Annotated in this window: 19 protein-coding genes; 10 read left to right on the forward strand and 9 right to left on the reverse strand. The window is 45.6% G+C overall.

The features are described from left to right. Window positions 1-25: 25 nt before the first annotated feature. Genes DB398_RS11925 through DB398_RS11940 form a run of 4 tightly spaced genes read right to left on the reverse strand, consistent with a single transcriptional unit; the run spans window position 26 to window position 5474 of the window. Complete coding sequence (locus DB398_RS11925; protein ID WP_108424623.1) at window positions 26-1486, reverse strand: oligosaccharide flippase family protein; 1461 nt, start codon at window positions 1484-1486, stop codon at window positions 26-28. Then, window positions 1486-2754 (reverse strand): glycosyltransferase family 4 protein, encoded by a 1269-nt coding sequence (locus tag DB398_RS11930; protein WP_108424624.1) that lies wholly within the window; start codon window positions 2752-2754, stop codon window positions 1486-1488. The genes DB398_RS11925 and DB398_RS11930 overlap by 1 nt, the downstream gene beginning before the upstream one ends. Next, window positions 2754-5189, reverse strand: coding sequence for a YfhO family protein (locus DB398_RS11935; protein ID WP_108424625.1), 2436 nt, complete (start codon window positions 5187-5189; stop codon window positions 2754-2756). The genes DB398_RS11930 and DB398_RS11935 overlap by 1 nt, the downstream gene beginning before the upstream one ends. 24 nt (window positions 5190-5213) lie before the next feature. Next, the gene (locus tag DB398_RS11940) at window positions 5214-5474 is read right to left on the reverse strand and encodes a DUF4834 family protein (RefSeq protein ID WP_108424626.1); all 261 of its coding nucleotides are present in this window, start codon (window positions 5472-5474) and stop codon (window positions 5214-5216) included. 85 nt (window positions 5475-5559) lie between these two features. Here DB398_RS11940 and DB398_RS11945 point away from each other — a divergent pair, with 85 nt between their 5' ends. Beyond that, window positions 5560-6543 (forward strand): transporter, encoded by a 984-nt coding sequence (locus DB398_RS11945; protein ID WP_108424627.1) that lies wholly within the window; start codon window positions 5560-5562, stop codon window positions 6541-6543. A gap of 243 nt (window positions 6544-6786) precedes the next feature. Continuing rightward, window positions 6787-7905, forward strand: a complete 1119-nt coding sequence (locus DB398_RS11950; protein WP_108424628.1) for a GTP cyclohydrolase — start codon at window positions 6787-6789, stop codon at window positions 7903-7905. Window positions 7906-8015: 110 nt separating this feature from the next. Here DB398_RS11950 and DB398_RS11955 read toward each other — a convergent pair whose 3' ends face one another. From DB398_RS11955 to DB398_RS11965, 3 genes are all read right to left on the reverse strand, one after another. Beyond that, window positions 8016-9275 carry a cysteate-C-fatty acyltransferase gene (locus tag DB398_RS11955; protein WP_108424629.1) on the reverse strand — a complete coding sequence of 420 codons (1260 nt, stop codon included), beginning with the start codon at window positions 9273-9275 and terminating at the stop codon, window positions 8016-8018. Between the two features lie 125 nt (window positions 9276-9400). Continuing rightward, window positions 9401-10441, reverse strand: coding sequence for a cysteate synthase (locus DB398_RS11960; protein WP_108424630.1), 1041 nt, complete (start codon window positions 10439-10441; stop codon window positions 9401-9403). Window positions 10442-10507: 66 nt separating this feature from the next. Next, window positions 10508-12652, reverse strand: coding sequence for a S9 family peptidase (locus tag DB398_RS11965; RefSeq protein WP_108424631.1), 2145 nt, complete (start codon window positions 12650-12652; stop codon window positions 10508-10510). A 192-nt stretch (window positions 12653-12844) separates the two neighbouring features. Here DB398_RS11965 and DB398_RS11970 point away from each other — a divergent pair, with 192 nt between their 5' ends. Continuing rightward, entirely contained in the window at window positions 12845-13171 is a 327-nt protein-coding gene (locus tag DB398_RS11970; RefSeq protein WP_108424632.1) for a YbaB/EbfC family nucleoid-associated protein, read from the forward strand. 109 nt (window positions 13172-13280) lie between these two features. On the opposite strand, the gene DB398_RS11975 is transcribed toward DB398_RS11970, so the two are convergent. Continuing rightward, window positions 13281-14306, reverse strand: coding sequence for a threonine aldolase family protein (locus tag DB398_RS11975; protein ID WP_108424633.1), 1026 nt, complete (start codon window positions 14304-14306; stop codon window positions 13281-13283). 16 nt (window positions 14307-14322) lie between these two features. Further along, window positions 14323-16725 carry a zinc-dependent metalloprotease gene (locus DB398_RS11980; protein ID WP_108424634.1) on the reverse strand — a complete coding sequence of 801 codons (2403 nt, stop codon included), beginning with the start codon at window positions 16723-16725 and terminating at the stop codon, window positions 14323-14325. Window positions 16726-16920: 195 nt separating this feature from the next. Between DB398_RS11980 and DB398_RS11985 the strand changes: the two genes are divergently transcribed. The 7 genes from DB398_RS11985 (at window position 16921) to DB398_RS12015 (ending at window position 24853) form a co-directional block, all read left to right on the forward strand. Further along, window positions 16921-18387: a circularly permuted type 2 ATP-grasp protein gene (locus DB398_RS11985; protein ID WP_108424635.1), complete on the forward strand. Its 1467-nt coding sequence runs from the start codon at window positions 16921-16923 to the stop codon at window positions 18385-18387. 7 nt (window positions 18388-18394) lie between these two features. Next, window positions 18395-19342 carry an alpha-E domain-containing protein gene (locus tag DB398_RS11990; protein WP_108424636.1) on the forward strand — a complete coding sequence of 316 codons (948 nt, stop codon included), beginning with the start codon at window positions 18395-18397 and terminating at the stop codon, window positions 19340-19342. A gap of 5 nt (window positions 19343-19347) precedes the next feature. Then, window positions 19348-20235 carry a transglutaminase-like domain-containing protein gene (locus DB398_RS11995; RefSeq protein ID WP_234416244.1) on the forward strand — a complete coding sequence of 296 codons (888 nt, stop codon included), beginning with the start codon at window positions 19348-19350 and terminating at the stop codon, window positions 20233-20235. A 48-nt stretch (window positions 20236-20283) separates the two neighbouring features. Continuing rightward, a protein-coding gene (gene prfB, locus DB398_RS12000; RefSeq protein WP_159076424.1) for a peptide chain release factor 2 occupies window positions 20284-21379 on the forward strand; the annotation gives its coding sequence in 2 pieces (ribosomal slippage) (window positions 20284-20346 and window positions 20348-21379; 1095 coding nt in all). A 2-nt stretch (window positions 21380-21381) separates the two neighbouring features. Next, window positions 21382-21723 (forward strand): arsenate reductase (glutaredoxin), encoded by a 342-nt coding sequence (gene arsC / locus DB398_RS12005; RefSeq protein WP_108424638.1) that lies wholly within the window; start codon window positions 21382-21384, stop codon window positions 21721-21723. Window positions 21724-21789: 66 nt separating this feature from the next. Further along, window positions 21790-22269 (forward strand): hypothetical protein, encoded by a 480-nt coding sequence (locus tag DB398_RS12010; RefSeq protein ID WP_108424639.1) that lies wholly within the window; start codon window positions 21790-21792, stop codon window positions 22267-22269. A gap of 100 nt (window positions 22270-22369) precedes the next feature. Beyond that, entirely contained in the window at window positions 22370-24853 is a 2484-nt protein-coding gene (locus DB398_RS12015; protein ID WP_108424640.1) for a TonB-dependent receptor, read from the forward strand. Window positions 24854-25350 lie beyond the last annotated feature (497 nt).

Below are 25350 nucleotides of genomic sequence, written 5' to 3' on the forward strand. Positions count from 1 at the left end.
TTTGCCCCGTGGTTGGATTTATCCGCTACGGGGCAATTTTTTTGAGCCATTTGTTCAACAGGCCAGAAACATCTTCAGAAATTCCGAAGCGGTACAAAACGAACACATAGGCTCCCATTATCATACCGGATTTCAGTATAATGTTCAAAATAGGATGAAAGGGAAACTGCAATAAGTAAAACAGTGCCGATAATACCACCAATGTGGCCAACACCTTGAGGGTTTCTTGGGTGAAGGGCAAAATGCCAAACTTCATCTTTACAAAAACAAGTTTTACCAGGTTGAAGATAAAAATAGAAACAAAACTGGCCAATGCAGCGCCTTCTAGTCCCAAGCGGGGAATCAACAAATAATTGAGGACTACGGTCAATACGGCAAGCCCCACCCCAAATCCCAAGACCGTCTTGTAATATTGGGAATTGAATAAAATGGAGTTATTGTTCCCCAAAAGAGAATCCAACACCTTGGCCAACCCTATCAAAAACACGATCACAAAACCACTTCTATAATTCTCAGGAATCAACAGATAAAGGTCGTTCAGGTTCAGAATGATCAGCACAAACAAAAGGCCCGAAGCGATGAAAAGGGTGAGCGAACTTCGTTGGTACAGTTTCTTCAGCCCGACCATATCCCCCAAATTCAAGAGTTCTGCCGTCAAGGGATAAGTAATCTGATGCATCGCCCGCGACGGAACAATGATCACTGTGGCAATATAGACGGCCACACTATAGTAGGCCACATTCTCGATACTGACGAATTGATTCAGCATCACCTTGTCAATTTCCAATAAGATCAGTGCTGCCGACCCACCCAGAATGATCAAAAGCGAGTAGTACAGTATTTCCCTTGTATGCCTTGGAAAATGGAAATCCAACTTGGGATACCGGAGTGTGAAGGCATATATTTTGATGATAACCGTTCGCAACAGGTGCAGACCGACCAATAGCTTCAAAAAAGTATCCAAGGATATCATCTCAAAATAGAACAGGGCCAATAAGATGGACACCCCCACCCTTACAAAGACCTCTTTCATGAAATTCCCGAACACGGACTTCATATGCACCTTGCACCAAGCGTTGAACACTTCAAAATAGGCCATGGAAAGGCCAACAATAAAGATGTACCACAAATAGTCCTTGACGATAGGGTTCACCTTAGAAATCAGATTGCCCAAAGGATCGTAGCCCAACCAAACAACCAATGCCAAAGGAACAATGCCCAATAAAGGGGCAAGGATCATCAGCGTCAAAAAACCATTTTTTTCCTCCTCGGGGCAACGGCTATAGAATTTCACCAAAGTGTTGTGCACCCCAAAGGTCATCAAAGGCATTAAAATGGCACCCGAAGCAAGGATGAACGTAACAAGTCCATAAAAGGCATCCGGCAATATTTTGGTATAGAGAAAAAGCGTATTGATGGCAGCAATAAAAAAGCCGGCATACGTGTACACTACATTCTGAACTGATTGTTTGAGAACAATTCCCATTAGATGAATTTTGCCAAGGATTCGGTCAATGCCCTCCGATGGTACTTTTCAATATTCCCGGAGCCGCATTCTAAATTTCCATGCTGATAGCTTATAAAGCCATCCAAAAGTACATTTTTTAACAAAGCGACATCGGCGTGGGAGCATACCTTACCGGCTTGTGCTTCCAAAACCATGTTGCCCGCCTCCCATCCTTCGGGACCGATGGCCAAAATGGGACGTTTGGCGTTCAGGTACTCGAAAAGTTTTCCTGGGATGATGCCCTTGGTCTCTTCGGAATCAATTTCCAATAACAAAAGCAATTGGGACCGCTGCTGTACTTTCAATACTTCTTCGTGGGACAGATAGCCCATTTGGACCACATAGGCATCCAATCCAAAATCCCTGATGGATTGTAGGACTTCCTCCCCTACTACCCCTGCCAACTGTATCTTCAAGTGTTTTTGAAATCCCGCGTTTTCTTGGACCAATTCGCTGAGGGCCTGCCATAATCCTAAAGGGTTTCTTCCCGTCAACAACGATCCGATGTGGGAAATGGTGAACTCCGAATCCAAGCCAACAGGCTGCAACACATCATCAAAACCGTTGGTGATTACCTTGATGGGCTTGGGCGTAATCGCCTCAAATTCCTTTTGGGTCGTGCGGCTGGTCACTACCACCTTATCCGCCAAAACCAATACTTCTTTTTCCATCCTCAAGTGTTTCTTGCGCGCAAATGGGGTCAAACGTAATTTGCTGTGATAGCCAATGGAAGTCCATGGATCCCGAAAATCGGCGATCCATTGCAAGTCATATCGCTTCTTCAACCCCATTCCTATGAGATGTAGACTATGGGGCGGTCCAGTGGTGATGATGGTTTGTATGCCCTCATCCGCAATGAGTTTTGCCAAAAAGGAAATGGAAGGTTTTACCCAAAACTTTCGGGCATCGGGGATAAAAAAGTTGCCACGGATCCACAGCAATAGTTTCTCCAAAACCGAAGGATCTTTCTCCCTAATGATCCCCGAACTGATGGTCTTGGTCTTTTTCTTGGACAACAGCGATGCAAACCCATAAGGCTCCTTGATGGGTTGTTGGATGACTTTGATGCCTTTGGGGACTTCAGCCATCAATTTTTCGTCCACAATGGGATAGTTCGGATTTTTGGGGACATACACAATAGGTTCAAACCCAAATTCCGGAAGATATTTTACAAATTTTAGCCATCGCTGCACTCCTGGTCCCCCGGCTGGAGGCCAATAGTATGCTATGACCAAAACCTTTCGCATCAGGAATCCTTGGATTTTTTGGGAACAAATGAATAGCCAACACTGCCCACAATAATCAATCCCAATAAAATAGAGGAGATCAAGGCAATTTGGCTGCCCGTTTCCACCACTTCGGGCTGGAACTTGAACTCGATGTTGTGCGTTCCGGCAGGAATTTTCATCCCGCGCAAGGCATAGTCCACCTTGTAGTGTGGCTGCTCCTCTCCATCAATAAAGGCATACCAACCAGATGGATAATGCATTTCCGAAAAGACCGCAAAACCATCATTCGGGTTGGAAGAACGGTATTTGATATGATCGGGACGGTAATCCACTACTTCGATTTGGGCCAACGAATCCACTTCATATCGAAGTTTGGTCAGCTTTGGATAGGTCTTGGTGTTCACTATGGCCTGTGATCTAGAATTGAAATCCTTCAATTTCCCGATCTCTTCGTCCGCTGACGAAATAGGAATCAATTGTTCAACAAACCAAGCATTTCCATTGGCATCGTCGTTGATGGCAGGAATACTGTTGCCTTCTTCATCTTGCTGGATGATGTATTTTACGTTCAGCATATTCAACACCTGAAGGTTGTTCTGGTACAGATGGTATTCGAACAGATTCTGGAGCGCCCTTGGTTTGGCCGCATGGTAGCCCCCGATGGAACTGTGGTAATACGAGGTACGCGCGCCATTTAGCCCTTCCTGTGGATCGAACACCCTGAAAATGGAATCGTCCTGCTGGATCATCTGATCTATTTGACTGGCCTGAAAAGGTTCGCTCATTTGGCGTTGGCGCACAAAATTGTCCTCGTTCACATAGCGAAGGTCCACGCCCACCAAATCGAGCAAAATCAATCCGCCCAATACCAATACAAATACGTTTCTTCCGATCTTTTCCTTGATAAAAAACCAAAGTGTGGCCGCGGCCAGTACCACATAGATCAACGATCTAAGGGTATCTGAAACATATACGGCCTTTCGGTCGCTTTTGAGGATTTCCAATACGGCATCCCCAAAATATTGACGGTAGCGGTCATCATTGGCCCCAGAAAAATCGAAAATGCCCATCAACAAAAAGAGGAACACGACCAATCCAAGGATGATGATAAAACTCCATTTCAAGGCCGCTACTTTTTCCTTTTGGCCCACATTGGCCCTGAACAGTTCCCTGAGCCCCAAAATTCCCAATGCAGGGAAACAGAGTTCCAAAACCACTTGAATGGAGGATACTGCCCTGAACTTGTTGTAGAGCGGAAAATAATCGATCATGAAATCCGTGAGCAATGGGAAATTTTTGCCCCAAGAAAGTAAAAGGGACATCAGCGCGCCTGCCAACAACCACCATTTTTTCTTTCCCTTGACCAAAAATAGCCCAAGAACGAACAAAAACACAATAATCGCCCCAATGTAGGCCGGTGCCGCAGGACCGGAGAATGGATGTGGCCCCCAGTACAGATAAAGCCCGGATACTTCCAAGGCCTGGGAGGGTGGCAATCCTTGATCCACAAAATATTGATAGACCTTGGAATCCTTGCCTAAATTCTCTTGACCTGTTCCCCCGAACAATCTAGGCGCAAAAAGGTCCAATGATTCCGTAACACCATAACTGTATTGGGTGATGTACTCCTTATCCAGACCACTGGTGGCTTCCTTTGGGCTGCCATCAGGATTAATCGTGAGTTCGGATTTTCCCCTCGTGCTCCAATCTGCATATTCCTTGGTGGCCATGATCCCCGTAGCATTGGTGGCAACACCCAGTACAACGGCCAGTATCAAGATACCCACAGAGACAAAAAAATGTTTCAACTCTTTCTCCTTGATGGCATAGATGAACTGTACCAATCCCAGAAGCAACACCAAAAGCATGAAGTAATAGGTCATCTGATAGTGGTTGGCGGTAATCTCCAGTGCCATGGCCACAGCCGTCAATATGAATCCCAATAGGTATTTCTTTCGAAAAACAAGTACAATCCCGCCCAAGACCATGGGAATATACCCGAGGGCATGTGCCTTGGCGTTATGCCCCACTCCAAGAATAATGATGAGATAGGTGGAAAAACCAAAGGCCAAAGCCCCGATTGCAGCCAATCTAAAATCAACTTTCAAGCAGAGCAACAGGATATAAAAACCAATAAAATACAGAAACAGATAATCCGCAGGCCTCGGTAGAAAGCGGATGGCTCGGTCCAGTTTTTTTACATAATCGTTCGGGTAATTGGCTCCCAACTGATAAGTGGGCATTCCACCAAACGCACTGTTGGTCCAGTAGGACTCATCCCCTGTCAGTTCCTTATAGGCATCACGCTCCTTGGCCATACCCTTGTACTGGGCAATATCCGATTGAAAAATGGCCTTGCCCTGCAACACTGGATAAAAGTAGAGCAGTGAGGCAAGGACGAACAAACCGATTACACAAATATGGGTGATAATGGCTTTTGGGGAGAGATTCATGGATAGGTTTTGAAAAGACAAATATTAGTCAATTTCTTCAAAATCTATGTATTCTCCAACTTTTTTTGAAGGGTTGGATCTTCGGAACGGCTTTTTGACGATGGTGGTATCCCCTTCATTTGTTCTATCCCCACCAAAATCCTGAGCACCTCCAAACTGCTGCCCAAACCGTTCACTGGTCTTCTTGATGGCATAATTGAGCAATTTGGGAGCCAACCATTTTAGGAGCAATTTCAACCCAAAATATACTAATATGATGATTAAAATCGTTTGTAGTAAAACCATATAGCTCTCGTTATTGTAACAAAATTACACTGTTGGTCTACTAAACCCCGGAAACGTATCTTAAAATAGTATTAAAATCAGTTATATGGATTTTTCCATTGCCAAAAGGTCAATTTTCTTTTTTGCTTTACTTCCAACGCTTCTCAGCGCGCAGTACACGGATGTCATCAATTCCAATAGGCCGGGAAGGGCCGTGAGTGCCTATGCCGTGGGCAAAGGTGTGGTGCAGGCAGAAGTTGGGCTTTTTTATGAGCAGCAGGACAATGTGGACCTGAACTCCGATTCCAACATTTTCGGTACGGATTACGCACTTCGGTACGGTCTGCTGTTTGAGCAACTCGAAATCAATTTGGAAGGGTCTTTCATGAGCCAGAACATTACCTATCCTGATTTTGGGATTGAAGGGAACCTGACCAATTTTTCAAGAAACCGTTTGGGGCTGAAATACTTGGTGTATGACCCTTATAAGAATCCGGAACGCAACAAACCCAACCTCTACAGTTGGAGGGCCAATAATGTGTTCCAATGGAAAAACCTGATTCCTGCCGTTTCGCTGTACGGTGGGGCCAACTTCCTGTTTGGTGACAATCCCTTTTATCCGGGAGACCCCAGCCTTTCGTACCGAGGAGGCGTGAATACCCAAAGTAGGCTGTCCCCTAGGGTTGTGCTGATTTCCAACATCGCCTATGACCGGATTGGGACTGACTTTCCCGAATGGCGCTATGCCCTTTCGGTGTCCCATGCCTTTCGTGATCCCAGATGGAGTATTTTTGTGGAGGGCCAGGGCATTTCGGGCGACCGCTATTCCGATATCATCCTCAGAACCGGTGTGGCCCGCCTCATCAATTCTGACTTTCAGGCCGATTTTCATCTTGGATCTGGTTTCAAGAATTCGCCCTCACGCATTTTTGCCGTTCTGGGCTTTTCCTACCGTCTGGACTTCCACAAAGATCAGGTGAAAGCCATAGACGAACAACGTGCCGGGCAAAACGGCAGCATCAAAAAGAACGCCAACAAACGAAAGTCAAAAAAGGACAAGAACAAGGAAAAAGATGACATCGATTTCTAATTTTTCATTGAATTATTTTCAGTGATTTAAAACATCGTCTCCTACTTAAATATAGCAACATCAAACCAGTTGATGGAGTTATGGATTATTGAGTTATTAAAAACGTCCATCTAAATAACGGAGTAACTCAATAACAGTTATCCGTTGTATTGCTTTTCAAAACCCAAGATTTTTCAATACATCGCGGTTTCGTTTTTTACTATTACCAATATTCCCTATTATTGGCCTTGCAAAAATTGATGTATGGTCACTATAAAACAGGTCCAGTCCAAAGCCGACCTCAAGCAGTTTGTCAAATTTCCATTTTCCCTATATAAAGGATCGCCTTATTGGGTCCCTCCCATCATCAAAGATGAAATGGCTTCTTTTGACAAGGATACCAACCCTGTCTTTAAAAATGCCGAGGCTTCCTTTTTCTTGGCCTATAAGGACAACAAAATAGTCGGGCGCATCGCGGCCATCATCAATTGGTTGGAAGTGAACGACCAAAACCTCAGGAAAATGCGCTTTGGTTGGTTCGATTTTGTGGATGACCTTGAAGTTTCCAAGGCATTGTTGGACAAGGTGAAGGAAATTGGCCAACAACATCAATTGGAATATATGGAAGGGCCTGTGGGCTTCTCCAATTTGGACAAAGTTGGGGTGCTCATTGAAGGTTTTGATCATATCGGGACCATGATCACGTGGTACAACCATGCATACTACCAATCGCACTACGAATATCATGGTTTTGTGAAGGAAAAAGAATATCTGGAAAACAAGTTCTTGGCCGCAAAAGCCGATCCACAGCTGTTCTACAAGGCCAATCTACTGGTAAAAAAGCGCTACGGCCTGAAGGAAATGAATTTTGAGAAGAGCGCGGACATCATGCCTTGGGTGGACAAAATGTTCGACCTGTTCAATGAAACCTACTCCAAACTATCTTCCTTTGTACGTATCACCGACATCCAAAAAGAATATTTCAAGAAAAAATACATCAGTTTCATCAATCCGGAGTACATCAAATTTGTGGTGGATTCCGAGGATAATCTGGTAGCTTTTGCCATTGTGATGCCTTCATTTTCCAAAGCATTGCAAAAGGCGAACGGCAAACTGTTCCCCACGGGTATCTTTCATTTGTTGAACGCCAGGAAAAACAGCAAGGATGTGATTTTTTACCTGATCGGCATCCATCCCGATTATCAGAACAAAGGGGTCACGGCCATTATCTTTAATGAATTCTACCATACCTTCAAGAAAAGGGGCATCGTGAACTGTATCCGAACGCCTGAACTGGAGGACAATCTGGCCATACGACAGATGTGGAAGCATTTTGATCCCGTGACTCACAAGCGCAGGCGAACCTATCGGAAAGACCTCTAACCATTGGAAAAAAGGGCTAATTACCTTTTGAGTAAGTGACCGCTGTACATCAACACCGTCCTAAAAAATGGCGTGATCCAAAAAAGGATAAGAACTAGAAGAAAACCCTATTATTCTCCCATCGCAGCCGCAACGGCAGCAGAAAGTCGCTTGTAGGTACCGTTTTCCAGTCTTTCCCTAATGGATGAAAAAGCATCCAGGGTTTCAGCAATATCGTCCATGGTATGGGTAGCCGTAGGAATCAAACGCAATAGGATCAATCCTTTGGGAATTACCGGATACACCACAATGGAACAGAAGATACCGTGGTTCTCGCGTAGGTCTTTGACCAAAGCCATGGCTTCTGGAATACTACCGTTCAAATAAACGGGAGTAACGCAGCTTGAAGTTGTTCCAAGGTCAAAACCACGCTCGCGAAGACCATTTTGCAATGCGTCCACGTTTTCCCAAAGTTTTGCCTTGAGTTCTGGCATGGTACGCAACATGTCCAACCTTTTCAATGCACCTTTCACGTAGACCATGGGCAAAGATTTGGCAAACATCTGCGAACGGAGGTTGTATTTCAAATACTCGATGATTTCTTTGTCTGCGGCAACGAAGGCCCCGATTCCGGCCATTGATTTGGCGAAAGTGGCCAAATAGACGTCAATACCGTCCTGCACACCTTGCTCCTCACCTGCTCCGGCACCTGTTTTGCCCAATGTGCCAAAACCATGTGCATCATCTACCAAGAACCTGAACTTGAATTTTTTCTTCAGTTCCACGATCTCTTTGAGGATACCTTGTTCCCCCCGCATTCCAAAGACGCCTTCGGAAATGACCAAAATGCCACCACCGGTCTCATTGGCCATTTTAGTGGCACGTTCCAAATTCTTTTCAAGGCTTTCGGGATCGTTGTGCTTGAAGGTAAAGCGTTTTCCCATGTGTAGTCGCACCCCATCAATGATACAGGCGTGACAATCCACATCATATACAATAATATCGTCTTTGGATACCAATGCATCAATCACGGACATAAATCCTTGGTAACCAAAGTTCAGCAAATATGAAGCTTGTTTGTGTACAAATTCGGCTAGTTCCTTTTCCAACTGCTCGTGGAAATCGGTGTGTCCGCTCATCATGCGGGCTCCCATAGGATAGGCAGCACCGTGCTCCATGGCCGCTTCCCCATCCACTTTTTTGATTTCCGGTCGATTGGCGAGACCCAGATAGTCATTGATACTCCACGTTATAACATCCTTTCCTTGAAATTTCATTCTGTTGGATATGGGTCCTTCCAATTTGGGGAACACAAAATATCCTTCGGCCTGTGAGGCCCATTTTCCCAAGGGTCCTTTATTCTCAATGATTCTATCAAATAAATCTCTCATCTACCTTTTAAATTTGATTCAAGTGCAAAAGTATATATTTTTATGTAGCTCACACAACGAAATTTTTGTACAAAAAAACGACAATGTTTTGCATTGCCGTTTCTTCCAATTTCTATGTATGCATTTTACTTAATGTATTCTATTTTCTCGGGTACTTCAGCATTTTGGATATCGAAAAACCCCTGGTTTTCCATCCAATCGTTGCTATACACTTTGCTCATGTACCTTGATCCATGGTCTGGGAATACCACCACGACATTGCTGTCCGCAGTAAATTCTCCCTCGGTGTCCAATTGGTAGAGTGCTTGCATGGCAGCCCCACTGGTGTAACCTGCAAAAATACCTTCGGTATGTGCCAATTTCCGCGCCATATGGGCACTTTCACCATCGGTTACCTTGATATAGCGGTCTATACTGTTGAAATCCGTGGCCGTGGGGATAAGGTTTTTGCCCAAGCCCTCGATGCGGTACGGATATACCTCATTGTGATCGAACTCACCGGTTTCGTGGTATTTTTTCAAAACGGAGCCGTAAGCATCCACTCCCAAAACTTTCACGTTTGGATTCTGCTCCTTCAAATAGCGGGCAATCCCTGAAATGGTTCCCCCTGTTCCACTACAGGCCACCAAATGGGTGATCTGTCCATTGGTCTGTTCCCAAATTTCGGGGCCGGTACTCTTGTAATGGGCCTCGATGTTCAGTTCGTTGAAATATTGGTTGATGTAGATGGAATTCGGTGTTTCGCTGTGCAATGTCTTGGCCACTTCGTAGTAAGATCGTGGGTCGTCCGCACTCACGTGGGCCGGACATACATATACCTTGGCGCCCATGGAGCGAAGCATGTCAATTTTGTCCGGTGAGGATTTTGAACTTACGGCCAAGATGCACTTGTAACCTTTTATAATGCTCACCATGGCCAGACTGAAGCCTGTATTTCCCGATGTGGTCTCAATAATGGTGCTGCCCGGTTTCAAAAGACCTTGACGTTCCGCTTCTTCAATGATATGGACTGCAATTCTGTCCTTTGAGGAATGCCCTGGGTTGAAGGATTCCAACTTGGCGTAGAAGTTTCCGGTAAGGGGGGCCGCTATTCTGTTTAGCTTAACTAAGGGGGTACTTCCAATTAAGTCTAGGATACTGCTGTGCGCATTTATCTGTTTCTTCATAACTGGTATTAGGTAAGGACCAAATCCTCAAAATAGTGGGGACATGATCCATGCAAAAGTAACATTTTATTTTAAATGGGCCTTTCCTTCCAAATCTAAAATGAAAGCATATTCCTTCGCCGTCTCCTTCAATGCCTCAAAACGCCCAGAGGCGCCACCATGTCCGGCATCCATGTTGGTGTCCAGAAACAGTAGGTTGTCGTCCGTTTTGTATTCCCTCAGTTTGGCCACCCATTTGGCCGGCTCCCAGTACTGTACCTGGGAATCGTGCAATCCGGTGGATACATACATGTTGGGGTAGGCTTTCCGCTCCACATTATCGTAAGGGGAATAGGATTTGATGTAATCGTAATACGCTTTATCATTCGGGTTGCCCCATTCATCATACTCCCCTGTCGTAAGCGGAATGGTATCGTCCAGCATTGTCGTGATCACATCCACGAAAGGTACTGCTGCAATCACTCCCCTGTACAGTTCTGGCTCCATATTGATGATGGCTCCCATCAGCAATCCTCCTGCAGAACCTCCCATGGCATAGAGGTGTGCCGTACTGGTATATTTTTGTTCTACAAGGAATTTGGAAACGTCGATAAAATCGGTAAATGTATTTTTCTTGGTCAAAAGCTTACCGTCTTCATACCAGGGTCTTCCCAAATATTCCCCACCACGGATGTGCGCTATGGCATAGATGAACCCCCTATCCAACAAACTCAACCTGACCGATGAAAAATAAGGGTCAATAGTGGCCCCATATGACCCATAACCGTATTGTAGCAAGGGACTGGTGCCGTCCAAGGGCGTATCTTTGTGGTACACCAAGGAAATGGGCACTTTCACCCCATCGCGGGCGGTGGCCCAAAGCCTTTCGGTTTTGTAATTGTTCTTATCGAACTTGCCGCCGAGTACTTCCTGTTCCTTCAAGACTTTTTTGGTCTTGGTCTCCATATTGAAGTCAATAATGGCGTAAGGCGAACCCATTTCATTGTAGTAATACCGGAGTTCCTTGGTATCAAAATCCAAATTTACCGAAGGCCCGGCCACATAGGTTTCACTATCAAAGGGCAAGTAATAGCTGTCCGAACCGTCCCAGCGGGATATTTTCATCTGGTTCAATCCATTTTCGCGTTCGGAAAGCACATAATAATCCTTGAAAATTTCCACATCTTCCAGCAACACCTCTTCCCGATGTGGTATAAATTCTTTCCAATTGTCCGATGAAGTATGGTTCTCATCGGCAACCATCAACTTAAAATTGGTGGCTTTGTCCTTGTTGGTCAGCACATAAAAGTTTCCATCGTAATGGGAAATGGAATACTCTACCCCTTTCTCGCGTGGGGAAAATATCTTGAATTCACCGTTGGGGTCATTGGCGTCCAAGAAACGGTACTCTGAAGTAAGTGTACTGGTGGAACCTATCACAATGAACTTTCTGGACTTGGTCTTATAGACAAATGTGTTATAGGTGGAATCCTTCTCATGGAAAACCAGCTCATCCTCTGCGGACGGTTTGCCCAAAACGTGCTTAAAAATCTTATCGGAACGTAGGGTGACCGGGTCCTTCTTCGTGTAGAACAAGGTTTTTCCATCATTGGCCCAAACGGAACTTCCCGTGGTATTTTCTATGATGTCCGGATAGATTTCCCCAGTTTGGAGGTCCTTCACCTGAATGTTGTACTGCCTTCTGGATACCGTATCGGTGGCAAAGGCGGCCAGTGTGTTGTCCGGGCTAATGGAAACGCCCCTTAGGTTGAAATATTCAAACCCTTCGGCCATCTGGTTACAGTCGAACATGAGTTCCTCCTCTGCTTCCAAACTTTCCTTCTTTCGGGTATGGATGGGGTACTCCTTGCCTTCTTCATAACGGGTGATGTACCAATACCCATCCAGTTTATAGGGCACGGAAGAATCGTCTTCCTTGATGCGCCCCTTCATTTCCTTAAAAAGATCTTCTTGGAACTTGACCGTGTGGGCCGTCATTTTTTGGTAGTACTCGTTCTCGGCGTTCAAATAGTCAAGGACTTGCTGGTCCTCCCTATTGTTCATCCAATAATAATCGTCTATCCGCACATCCCCATGCTTTTCCAACTTTGTTGGATGTTTGGGCGCCACTGGTGGAACTATGTTCATCGATTCTTCTTTACTGTTTTTGCAAGAGCATGCAAAAGTAAGGCATAAAACTAGAATACAAATTCTTGAAATGGAATGGATCATCCGTTTTGATTTTTCCCAATTTACTACTTTTGTCCAAACGTACAGCATATTTAATTGTTTGCCTTTATGGACTTTTGTCTTCCTGAGCGCAGTCGAAGGATTTGACAAAACGTCTCGACTGCGCTCGACGTGACAATTCAGATATAAATATTATATGTTGACACTTAGTCTATAATCATAAAATTTGAACCTATGTTTGGAGATTTGATGGGAATGATGGGGAAACTGAAAGAAACCCAAAAGAAAGTAGAAGCCACCAAGGAACGGTTGAACACCGTGATGATCGATGAGCAATCATCGGACGGAGCATTGAAAGTGACCCTCACGGCCAATCGGCAGATCAAATCGATTTCCATTGACGATTCCCTGCTTGCGGACAAGGAGCAATTGGAGGACTATCTGATACTCACCCTGAACAAGGCCATTGAAAAGGCGACCAAGGTAAACGAGACCGAATTGGCGGCCGTGGCCAAGGAAGGCATGCCCAATATCCCGGGGATGGATGCTTTTATGAAGTAGCCACACCCCTAAAGTCCCCTGCCTGCGGCAGGCAGGCCTCAAGGGGACATTTTAAATTTGTCAAGTTGAATGTCTAGTCGAGAGCTTCTCGACCCAATCGAAGTGACAACTATCCTATACTTTTCAGGACTTTCAAAAAATGCAGGTGCATCTCATCGGTATAGTCCAAATGGGTCACAATGCGCAGTTTTCCCTGTCCCATACCAATAATGGAAACTTGGTTTTCTGCCAATTGGTCCAGAAATCGTTTGGAGGTCATTTTGGACTCATCAATTTCAAAAATGATGATATTGGTCTCTATGGGCTCCACTTTTTTGATAAAGTCCAGCCCGGAAAGGATTTTTCCAATTTCCGCTGCTTTGTTGTGGTCATCGGCCAGTCGTTCAATATGATGATCCATGGCATAAATGCCGGCCGCGGCCAAAAATCCAGATTGGCGCATACCTCCACCAAATACCTTTCGGATGCGCAGCGCCTTGTCAATATGTTCCCTTGACCCTACCAAAACAGAACCTACGGGGCATCCCATGCCCTTGCTCAAACAGACGCTTATGGTATCAAAAAGGGTTCCGTAATCTTTTGGATCTTCTCCATTTTTCACCAAGGCATTCCACAATCGGGCTCCGTCCAAATGGTATTTTAGATGATGGTCGTCACAGACTTTCCTTATTTTTTGGAGCTCCCCAAAATCCCAGCAGGCCCCTCCCCCTTTGTTCGTGGTGTTTTCGATACAGACCAATGTGGTCAATGGGCTGTGGTAAAAATCAGGGGGATTGATGGATTCCTCCACCTGCTTGGCGGTCATCATGCCCCTATTGCCATCCACCAACCTACAGGAAACACCGCTATTGAAGCTCACCCCGCCACCTTCATAATTATAGATGTGCGCATATTTATCGCAGATCAACTGATCTCCGGGCTGTGTGTGTATCTTGATGGCCGTTTGGTTGGTCATGGTACCGCTAGGAAAAAATAGCGCGGCTTCCATTCCAAAATAGTCGGCCACTTTGGCTTCCAGTTCATTTACGGTGGGGTCGTTCTTAAAAACATCGTCACCAACTTTAGCGTTCATCATGGCCTCCAACATGGCCGAAGTGGGCCTAGTGACTGTATCACTGATCAAATTTATCTCCATATACTAAATCATCGTGCTAGTCCATACAATCCATTCCGATGGGTGAGCCATCGGGAATATCTGGGACCGGAATCAGTTTGAACTCCGAAGGTTCTTCCATAAAATTGTCGATGCGCTTCACCATTTCTGCGGAAATCGCACTCTTCCCATTGCCCAGCAACTGGGTCTTCAAACTTTTAAGGGTTTCATTGGCCATGGCATTCACTTGCGGATGTACGTCATTGTGTGCGGCCAAGTTCATGATATGGTAGAGCACCCTAAAATTGATGGTGTTCTGTACTTCTTCCTCGTAGGCATCCCTGTGGGAAAGATCAAAAGTATTTTTGATGGTCTCCTCCAACACTTCCTGAAGGCCCAATTGGTTTTTGTCCAAACTTTTCTGTTGGATCAATCGGGAAGCGCGTTCTGGGTGCAACAATAATCCCAAGGTCATATCAGCAGCCGTTTCGGCCACAGAAAGGGCATCAAAACTCACTCCGGTCCTCCCTTTGAAGGATTCCCTGGATCGGGAAAAACCAATGGCCCGTGGCGGGAAAAGATCCAGTTTGTCCTTAGGTATGGCAATGACCTTGGCGTCCAATGTTTTCAGTATGGATTCCAATGCTTTTTCCTGAACGGCTTCGTTCACGGGTTTAACAGGGGTCTGCCCGTCCCCTTTAACCGCATAATTGTAATCCAGACCTCCTATTATCTTCGACACGGCCTCTGTCTGGTACCTATGGAAAAAATATACGGGCACAAAAACATCTTCCAAAGTGGAATAGGCCTCTCCTGTTCTGATATTGTCAACGGAAAATTGGGCGATGGCCTTTTCCCTGATCTTCAACATGCTTTCCAATTCTTGACTGGGACTCTTCCCATTGTCCCACAAATGGGCGAGCAAATGGGCTCCGCCTGTTGCGCGGGCATCTTGGTCCGAAATATAACGCAGCCCATCGTCCTGGGCCTTTTTCAAGATACCGTTCAGGGCATCCCGTTCGTTGGTTCCCGAAGGGAAATCGGTATAGGAATAGGCCACGATCACCTTATCCCATTCCCCAATGCCCGTGTCATAGGCATTGGCAAAACTGATGGTATTACCGTTCAATTCAAATTGTGGGTGCGGATAGTCCATGACAGAAGCCCTGTTGTTCGGGCTTGCAGCAAAGTTGTGGGCAAAACCCAGGGTGTGCCCGATTTCGTGGGCGGACAATTGGCGGATACGGGCCAAGGCAAGGTCCAACATCGGCTGGTAATTATCGTCCCGCTCCGCAAAAGGTTTGTTCATGAGCGCTTGGGCAATCATAAAGTCCTGACGGATTCGCAAACTTCCCAAACTCACATGGCCTTTGATGATCTCCCCTGTTCGCGGGTCGATGACACTGGCGCCGTAGCTCCATCCCCTCGTGGAACGGTGCACCCATTGGATCACATTATAACGGACATCCATGGGGTCTGCGTCATCTGGAAGGATCTTCACTTGGAACGCATCCTTGTACCCGATGGCCTCGAAGGCCTGGTTCCACCATTTTCCGCCTTCCAACAGAGCGGAACGGATAGGTTCGGGGGTGCCATTGTCCAAATAATAAATGATGGGCTCCACCGCTTCACTGACCGATGCAGATGGATTTTTCTTCTGTAACCGATGTCTACGCACAAACTGTTTCAGGATTGGTTCCTGAACAGGTGTGGCATAATCATAGTAGGAAAAAGGGAATGATCCACTACGGGGGTCAAAGGCCCTTTTTTTGTATTTATTGTCCGGCAATTGTACCAAGGAATGATGCTGGGCCACGGTCACCAAACTGGGGTCCGGGGTCACCGATCGGATCCATGCCCCTTCGGGAGTGCCCTTGAACGTCAAGGTCACATCAAACTCCACATTCTTAGGAAATGCTTTGGTACGGTCAAAGGCCAAGGCACTTTTGCTCGCATCCAAACTATAGGTACCCTGCTTGCTCCTTTTCAGCCTATTGGAAACGCCGTGCGCATCACGCATCAAGAAGTCGGTAAAATCGATAAGGTAACTCCCTTTGGACTGTTCTTCTATCTTGAATCCGTGCAGGACCGACTTGGCAAAGGCCTGCTCCACTGATTTTTTTTCGAGTTCGTTATCTGTGATGGCCCTAAAAGTCTGGTTGGGCTGCACCAAGAGCAACTTGTTCCCTGCCTTTTTGAAGAAAACGACCTGCTCGTTCCCCAGTTGGCCTCTATCCAAACCAATATCATTGCTCCCAATACCACTGCTCAGGGAATAGACATACAAAAATTCTTTGTCCAGGTCATCCACTTGCAGGTAGATCTTATCCGATCCGTCATCATAATAAAAATTGAAATAACCGCTGAATTTTTGAAAATCCTTGGTCTTTTCAAAAGTTTGGGCCATCATGGCCGATCCCATTAAAAGGAATGCCGCAGCAAGGTTGATGGTGTTCTTCATAGTTTGGTTTGAAATAGACCTTAAAAGTAGGGAAATCATTTTAAAAAAATCTGTCCAAGATCGGAGTTGGTCACTATGTTCAATTTAGTAAAAATAGAGGCCTATTTTTGCTTGTTTCCTTTTTTTGAAGCTCCTTTTTTATGTAATGTTCATGGCATAAGAAGCTGAAAATCCATATTTTACTAAAAAAAGAATATGGGGGCAAACACGAACAAAACCATCTTTTCAAGTTACGTTAGAAAGGATGGGCTCTTTGATGAGGTCTTCGGTAACGACGGAAATGTCAAGTCCGTGTACAAGAAGCTTTTAGATCTCTATGGATCCCGGTCCATTGAGAACTATGTTACTCTGAACAACAAGGCAAAATCCTCCTTTTTCAACCAGGGAATCACTTTTCAGGTCTATGGCGACAAACAGAGCCAAGAGAAAATTTTTCCCTTTGACCTGTTTCCAAGGATTATTGACCCTAAAGAATGGGATGTGATCGAAAAAGGGGCCATCCAACGAAGTCTGGCCCTGAACCATTTTTTATGGGATGTGTACCATGACAAAAAGATTGTCAAGGACAAGATCGTGCCCATTGAACTTTTGAGTTCCTCCCCCAACTATTTGCACCAAATGATGGATGTGGACCCACCGAGCAAGATCTACAACCATATTTCAGGAACGGATATCATTAAACACGCCGATGGCAATTATTATGTATTGGAAGACAATATCCGCTGCCCGTCCGGGGTCAGTTATGTGATCTGTAACCGAACTGCCCTAAAACGTGCATTATTTGGCGTGTTCAACCATTATAAAACATATACTGTTACCGATTATGCGGAAAACCTGCTCAATCTATTGGAAAGCGTAAAACCACCGGGAGTGGATTCGCCCGTTTGTGTGGTGATCACCCCCGGCATGTTCAATTCCGCTTATTACGAGCATTCCTATCTGGCCAAGGCCATGGGCGTGGAATTGGTGGAAGGTCGCGATCTTTTTGTGGAGAATGATTTTGTCTACATGAAAACCACACAAGGCCCTGTTCGAGTGGATGTGGTATACCGGAGAATCGACGACCTGTTCATCGACCCCATGGAGTTCAACCCCGATTCCTCCTTGGGAGTGCCCGGCTTGTTCGCCGCTTACCGAAAAGGAAACGTGACCCTTGCCAACGCCCCCGGCACCGGGGTGGCGGACGATAAGGCCATTTACACCTATGTGCCGGACATCATCAAATATTATTTGAATGAGGAACCCATTCTCAAAAACGTGCATACCTATCACTGTAGCAGACCCGATGAGCTACAATATGTGCTCGATCACGTAGCCGAATTGGTAGTGAAACCGGTTGACGAAGCGGGTGGGTACGGTATTTCCATAGGAAATAAACTGACGAAGGCCGAAATTGAAGAAGTAAAAATCAAGGTGAAGGCCAATCCGAGGAAATTTGTGGCCCAACCTATCATGTCCCTCTCGGTGCACCCTACCTATATAGACCAGAATGAATCCTTTGAACAACGACATGTGGACCTTAGGACCTTTACCGTTTTGGGCCAGGACAAACAATTTGTGCTGAAAGGCGGTTTGACCCGTGTGGCATTGAAAGAAGGCAATTTGATCGTGAACTCTTCCCAAGGTGGGGGATCCAAGGACACTTGGGTACTAAAACAATAAGAACATTATGCTAGCAAGAGTGGCCAACAACCTGTTCTGGATGGGCAGGTATATTGAACGGGCGGAACATATAGCCCGGTTTATGAACGTCAATTATTTTTCTTCGTTGGATGCACCCAACCAACTGTCGCAATCCAGACAGTTTGTGTTGCGGTCCATGCTCTTCATGGTGGGCGACCCGGTCCATGACGATGCCCTCCAGCTGGAAGAAGAGGATGTGCTCTTTGATATCGGGCTCAATCCCGAGAAAAACTATTCCATCATCAGCAGCATCAAATATGCGAGGGAAAACGCCAACTGTTCACGTGATTTGATCTCCACCGAACTGTATGAGAGCCTGAACAAGTTCTATCACTTTGTGATGAACTACCCCAAAGACCTTTTTGTGAAGACCAATCTCTACGATTTTACGGTGAACGTAACGGAAATGACGGCTGTTCTCCGGGGCAAGATCAGGGGCACCTTATTGCATGACGAGGTGTATGCCATCATTATGCTGGGGGTGAACATCGAAAGGGCCATACAGATCACGCGCATCATCAACACCAAATCCAACGATGCCCTCATGGCCCAAGGCAGCTATGGCGATCCTATCGGCAACAGTTTTGAATGGACCACCCTGCTCAAATGTGCCGAGAGCTATGACATGATGCGCCGCTTGTACAAAAAATCACCGAACAGTACGTCGACCTTAGAGTTCCTGATTTTGAACGGAAAATGTCCGAGGTCGCTCATGAACTGCATCAACCAAGTGCACAAGCACATTCAGGAGTTGGACAAAAAAGTAGAGTACGACAAAAGTTCCACGGCCTTCATGGTGGGGAAAATAAGGGCCGAGTTTGAGTTCAAACAAATTGAGGACGTGCAGGAAGACATTCAGGGCAACTTGGATCTGATCCTTAATAAGATGTTCAAAATTAGTGAGAACATGGAGAAGGAATTCTTCAACTACTGACTAACTTGGCAGGATTGAATGGTCGCCACATGTTGTATGAATATGAAATAGATTACGACACCCAGAACTCCTACGAAAAAGGGCTGAGCGAAGCCTTTTGGCAGTTCTTGGTCATCCCAGAGGACAACGACACCCAAGAGGTGAGCTATTGGCATTTTGAAAACGATCTGGGCGAACGGAACAGTGTCTCCGAAAACGGATTGGGCTTCAAAACGGTACAGGTACGTTCCAAGCGGGAAATAGACCACATCACCTTCAATGCCCATTTCAAGCTCACCAAAAAGGAAATCAATCCATTCGATTTTGAACTGCCCCTCGATTTGGCCGATGAGCTCCGGATACTGGACAGCCTTGACTTCAAGGTGGACCATGAGCCCTATCTTCGCAAGACCAGATTGACTTCCCTCCCGGAGAAACATGCGAATATCTTCCTGTTTGATAGGAGCAAGTCCATTTTTGAAAATTTGGTCGATCTGAACCATTGGGTCTTCATACAGCTCTATTTCAAGACCGGCGTTACTGATGTGGACACTCCCTTGGAGGAAATCATAGAGAAACGGCATGGCGTCTGTCAGGACTTTACCCATTTGTTCTGCGCCATAGCCAAGCAGAATGGTGTACCCTGCAGGTACGTTTCGGGCTATCTGCACCAGGGCATAGGTTTTTTTGGTGATTCACAGATGCATGCATGGGCCGAGGCCTTTGTCCCCAATGTGGGATGGATCGGGTTTGACCCCACCAACAATCTACTGGCCAACCACAATCATATAAAGGTCTGCCACGGAAAGGATTACACGGATTGTGCCCCTTTGAAGGGCGTGGTGTATACCTTGGGCGGCAACGAGACCAAATATTCGGTACTGGTAAAGGCTGCGGAACAACAACAGCAATAGATTATTTTTTGTGCCAAAAGAAACCTATTTTTGCCGAAAATAGATTACATGGTAACTACAGATCAGCAGAAAGATCTTATTGAGCGCCTTGGTGCGTTAAGGAGGTATCTTTGACATCGATGCCAAACTTATTGAAATAGAGAACGAGGAAGAAAAGACCCTCGCTCCAAGTTTTTGGGACAATCCACAAGAGGCCCAAAAACAAATGCAATCCCTCAAGTTCAAGAAAAAATGGGTGGAGGACTATGAAGAGGCCAAAACCTTGGTCGGTGACCTCGAAGTTCTGGTGGAATTTCAGCAAGCGGGTGAGGTTTCAAGCGAGGAAGTCTCCAATCAATTGAAAAAGGCACTGGAGGCCATCGAGAACCTGGAATTCAAGAACATGCTCTCCGATGAAGGTGACGAACTCACCGCTGTCCTTCAGATAACCGCTGGTGCCGGAGGTACGGAAAGTTGTGACTGGGCATCCATGCTCATGCGGATGTACCTCATGTGGGCCGAAAAAAGTGGTTATACCGTAAAGGAACTTAACTATCAGGAAGGCGATGTGGCGGGCATAAAGACCGTGACCCTTGAGATTGATGGGGAATATGCCTTTGGATGGCTCAAGGGTGAAAATGGCGTGCACCGACTGGTCCGCATCTCCCCTTTTGACAGCAATGCCAAGAGGCACACTTCGTTTGCCTCTGTGTATGTGTATCCGCTGGTGGACGATACCATTGAAATCGAGATCAACCCTTCGGATATCGAAATCACCACCGCACGCTCCAGTGGCGCGGGTGGACAGAACGTGAACAAGGTGGAGACCAAGGTACAATTGTTCCACAAACCTACGGGCATACAGATTTCCTGTTCCGACTCCCGTTCCCAGCACGACAATAGGGCAACTGCCCTGAAAATGTTGAAATCCCAGTTGTATGAGATAGAACTGCGGAAAAAACAAGAGGCCCGGGCGGAAATTGAATCCTCCAAGATGAAAATCGAATGGGGTTCGCAGATCCGAAACTATGTGATGCATCCTTACAAATTGGTAAAAGACGTTCGGACCGGAGAGGAAACCGGAAATGTAGATGCCGTGATGGACGGTGAAATCAATCCATTTTTAAAGGCCTATCTGATGATGATGGGACAAAAGGAAGAATAGAAATGTTGAAAATATATCACAACCCTAGATGTGGAAAATCAAGGGAAGGATTGGAAATCTTGGAGAAATCGGGAAAGGATTTTGAGATGGTCAAATATCTGGAAGATGTTCCCACCAAAGAAGAGCTCAAGTCACTGATCGGTTATCTAAACATAGCCCCCATTGACCTAGTTCGGAAAAATGAAGCCATTTGGAAGGAAAACTATAAGGGAAAAGAACTGTCGGACGACCAGATCATCCGGGCCATGGTTGAACATCCCAAACTCATCGAACGACCCATTGTGGTGAAAGGCAACAAAGCGGTTATAGGTCGCCCACCGGAAACGATCAAGACTTTACTTTGACCTGATATTCTTGAATTTAACACAAGATGGCCCTATAAATACGGCCAAAATCTTATCTTTAAAATTATGAAACGAATCCAGACCTTATTTTTTCTTGCCTTTCTGCTGGGGCTATTTTCCATAAACGATTTGGTTGCCCAATATGGCTATGGTTCGCCCTATGGCTATGGCAGCAGGTACGGAAGACAGCGGAACATGGTTCCACAGGCTGGACCCACAGAATCCAAAAAAGACGAAACCCCTCCCACTGCAGATGAAATTGTGGACGACCAAATGCCTTCCATCACCGAGGCCTTGGGCTTGGACCCCTTTGAGCAGGCCGTGGTCAGGACTTCCTTGGTGCAATCCGTGCAGCAACGGATAGAATTGCAGATCTTGCAACTGGAACCCCTACAAATGAAGGAGGAAATAGAGAAGATCGAGCGGAGACAAAATGAAGAGCTAAAGGCCGGATTGCCCGAAGACAAATACAACGCATTCTTGGAACTACAGGAAAACAGGTTCAACACCAAAAAGGTCAAGAAAAAGAAGAAGAAAAAAGATTAACAATTCTTTAAGGTCATTCACAGGCCCAAATGCGTTGTTTGGGGATAATAATTTCTTCACCACTTTTTTTCCCTACACATTTGCGATCTAAAATCAAACTATGCACCGGATTATTATCCCGTTGTTGCTGTTGGCCCTTATTCCATGTATAGGTCAAGCCCAGCAAAACCAAAAATCCATCACCATTTCAGGAAAAATATTGGATTCCGACAGTGGACAACCCTTGGAGTATGCCACTTTTGTACTGCAAAAAGCGGACGACCCCAGTCAAGTTACCGGAGGAATCACTGATCCAAGCGGTGCTTTCGAAGTTGAAACCTCACCTGGCACCTACAATATCCGAGTGGAATATATGTCCTATAAGACCTATGCGCTTAACGGACAGAATTATACGTCATCCACCGATTTGGGCGCTATTCGATTGGCCCCAGACGTTGCACAATTGCAAGAAGTGGAAGTGGTCGGGGAAAAGACCACTGTGGAAGTACGTTTGGACAAAAAAGTCTATAATATAGGAAAGGACATCACCACGAGCGGCGGCAACGTCAGTGATGCCCTCAACAATATCCCATCCGTATCCGTGGATGTGGAAGGTGGTATCAGTCTCAGGGGAAATGAGAATGTTCGTATCTTGATCAATGGCAAACCCTCTGCCCTAGCCGGTTTTGGGTCTACCGATGTGTTGCAACAATTGCCAGCGGATGCCATTGAGAAAGTAGAGGTGATCACCAGCCCTTCAGCTCGCTACGATGCCGAAGGAACCGCAGGTATCCTCAACATCGTCCTGAAAAAGGAGAAGACCTTGGGTATGAACGGTTCTGTGAACATCACTGCCGGGGTTCCCTTGAACACCAGGGTAACCACCAACTTCAATATAAGGACCGAGAAATTCAACATTTTCAACACCTTGGGATATTATTACAATGAATCTCCGGGTGGGGGCCGATTTGACAACAATTACCTTACCGATGCCAGCGAATTTGACCGTATTCTGGAGGAAAGGGATTCCGAAAGACAGAACAATGGTTTCAATGCAAACATAGGGATGGAATATTTCCTCACGGAAAAATCATCGATAACAGGTAGCTTTTTCTACAGATTGTCCGATGGAAATGATTTGACCGAAAACGACAACCAACGCTTCTCCGACAACAGTCTGGACAGCCGCACTTTTAGGAGCGAAGACCAAGGCGAAGATGAAAGCAGCTATCAGGTATCGCTCAACTATACCAACAACTTCAACAGTGAAGGTCATAAACTGACAGCCGACCTGCAATACTCATACGACGACGAGTCCGTGTTCACCAACATCGAGGAAAACAGGATTTTTCCAACCGATAGCCTATTGGCCTGGGAAAACATTTACGAGAAACAAAATCAAGACGATATCCTAGCGCAGATCGATTATGTACTGCCCATGGGTGAGGCTCAGTTTGAAGCAGGTTACCGGGGGACTTTTGAAAAGGAGGTCAATGATTATCAACTGGATATTTTTGACCCAGCCTCTGGCCAGTTCGAAACCAATCAAGATCTGACGAATATCTTCACCTACCATGAGAACGTGAACGCGCTTTACACCCAATATGGGAACAAGTTTGGTAAGTTTTCTGCCCTTTTGGGACTTCGCTTGGAAAACACCCAGATGAAGGGTAGCGTGGATTCCGAAATTGACAGTGAGGCACTGGAAGAGATTTTGGGCGAGGATGTGGACCTGAATTTTGACAAGAACTATCTTGGGCTCTTCCCAACGATCAACTTTATTTATGAAATTTCCGAATCGGCCAATGTGTCCATCGGATATAACCGAAGGATCAACAGGCCCAGAGGTTGGTTCATCAACCCGTTCCCCTCACGATCTAGTAGGACCAACGTGTTCCAAGGTAATCCCGATTTGGATCCCGCCTATGCCAATGCATTCGATATTGGATATTTGAAACGATGGAAAGAGCTTACCTTCACATCATCCGTATATTACCAAAGGGAGACCAATTCCTTTGAGCGTATTCAGGAAGAAACCGGCGAAGTGACTTCAGATGGTATCCAGATCATCCGATCTATCCCCATCAACCTCTCCACCAATGAGCGTATCGGTGCTGAAGCGGGCATGATCTACAGCCCTGTGAAATGGTTGCGATTGAACAGTAGCTTCAACTTTTTCACATTCAAGACCGATGGTTTCTTCAACGGCGTGGATTATGGCACAGAGAATTCCAGTTGGTTTGCCCGATTGAGTTCCAAGTTCACCCTTCCTGCCAAGATAGACCTACAGGCAAATTCGTTCTATATGGGTCCAAGGCAGAATGCGCAGACCGAGGATAAGGCCATGTTCTCCTTGAACCTCGCCATGAGCAAGGATCTGTTCAAGGACAAGGCTACCCTTTCGTTGAACGTGAGTGATGTGTTCAACTCCAGAAAACGACAATCTTTCACACAAACACCAACCTTTACCTCGGACAGTGAGTTCCAATGGAGAAGAAGGCAGGTAAACCTTTCGTTCATGTACAGGTTCAACCAAGCCAAGGAACGTAACCGTCAGAATCAGGAAAGACAGGGGGATTTTGAAGAAGGCGAAGGCCAATTCTAAAATAAAGACCAACTTTACTTAACTAGAAAAGGAGCCCATTAGGCTCCTTTTTTATTTGTTGGATATCTAAATTTTTCCTTTCATCCATCTAGATTTGGCTCTTCGAAGAAATCATGAAATGGAGTTTATCCATAAAGACAAAGGCATATGATATTAATTTTGTGAAGAATAATCAAAAATGCCCAAAAACAAAAAAGAAGTCAATTTGGCTTCTTTTTTTATTTATTCAATTGGGCCCGTTTGGCCTCTTTGCGTTCTTTATACATTTCCCGTAGGTTGCCTATCAACCAGTAAGGGACCACAAAGGTCAACAAGAAAATCATCAACCAAAATCCGATGGTCAAAATTGTCAAAAAAGCTAAAAAACCTAAATACTGGTCAAAGTCAAACATTTTTCTTCCTTTAGTTCTTACAAAGATACCCTCTTCTTCTGAAAAAAAACAAATCACAAGTGAAAAAAAAGTGCATTTCACCCAATCCCCTACCATATGACTGCC

Source organism: Flagellimonas amoyensis, from assembly GCF_003058265.1.
Lineage (GTDB): Bacteria > Bacteroidota > Bacteroidia > Flavobacteriales > Flavobacteriaceae > Flagellimonas > Flagellimonas amoyensis.

What these genes read in the sequence shown, in the direction of transcription:
- arsC (WP_108424638.1), top strand. Translation starts at nt 21,382, where the DNA reads ATGTTGAAAATATATCACAACCCTAGATGTGGAAAATCAAGGGAAGGA.
- DB398_RS11960 (WP_108424630.1), bottom strand. Translation starts at nt 10,441, where the DNA reads ATGAAGAAACAGATAAATGCGCACAGCAGTATCCTAGACTTAATTGGA.
- DB398_RS11990 (WP_108424636.1), top strand. Translation starts at nt 18,395, where the DNA reads ATGCTAGCAAGAGTGGCCAACAACCTGTTCTGGATGGGCAGGTATATT.
- DB398_RS11945 (WP_108424627.1), top strand. Translation starts at nt 5,560, where the DNA reads ATGGATTTTTCCATTGCCAAAAGGTCAATTTTCTTTTTTGCTTTACTT.
- DB398_RS11980 (WP_108424634.1), bottom strand. Translation starts at nt 16,725, where the DNA reads ATGAAGAACACCATCAACCTTGCTGCGGCATTCCTTTTAATGGGATCG.
- DB398_RS11985 (WP_108424635.1), top strand. Translation starts at nt 16,921, where the DNA reads ATGGGGGCAAACACGAACAAAACCATCTTTTCAAGTTACGTTAGAAAG.
- DB398_RS11940 (WP_108424626.1), bottom strand. Translation starts at nt 5,474, where the DNA reads ATGGTTTTACTACAAACGATTTTAATCATCATATTAGTATATTTTGGG.
- DB398_RS12015 (WP_108424640.1), top strand. Translation starts at nt 22,370, where the DNA reads ATGCACCGGATTATTATCCCGTTGTTGCTGTTGGCCCTTATTCCATGT.
- DB398_RS11965 (WP_108424631.1), bottom strand. Translation starts at nt 12,652, where the DNA reads ATGATCCATTCCATTTCAAGAATTTGTATTCTAGTTTTATGCCTTACT.
- DB398_RS11975 (WP_108424633.1), bottom strand. Translation starts at nt 14,306, where the DNA reads ATGGAGATAAATTTGATCAGTGATACAGTCACTAGGCCCACTTCGGCC.
- DB398_RS11955 (WP_108424629.1), bottom strand. Translation starts at nt 9,275, where the DNA reads ATGAGAGATTTATTTGATAGAATCATTGAGAATAAAGGACCCTTGGGA.
- DB398_RS11970 (WP_108424632.1), top strand. Translation starts at nt 12,845, where the DNA reads ATGTTTGGAGATTTGATGGGAATGATGGGGAAACTGAAAGAAACCCAA.
- DB398_RS11950 (WP_108424628.1), top strand. Translation starts at nt 6,787, where the DNA reads ATGGTCACTATAAAACAGGTCCAGTCCAAAGCCGACCTCAAGCAGTTT.
- DB398_RS11935 (WP_108424625.1), bottom strand. Translation starts at nt 5,189, where the DNA reads ATGAATCTCTCCCCAAAAGCCATTATCACCCATATTTGTGTAATCGGT.
- DB398_RS11925 (WP_108424623.1), bottom strand. Translation starts at nt 1,486, where the DNA reads ATGGGAATTGTTCTCAAACAATCAGTTCAGAATGTAGTGTACACGTAT.
- DB398_RS12010 (WP_108424639.1), top strand. Translation starts at nt 21,790, where the DNA reads ATGAAACGAATCCAGACCTTATTTTTTCTTGCCTTTCTGCTGGGGCTA.
- DB398_RS11930 (WP_108424624.1), bottom strand. Translation starts at nt 2,754, where the DNA reads ATGCGAAAGGTTTTGGTCATAGCATACTATTGGCCTCCAGCCGGGGGA.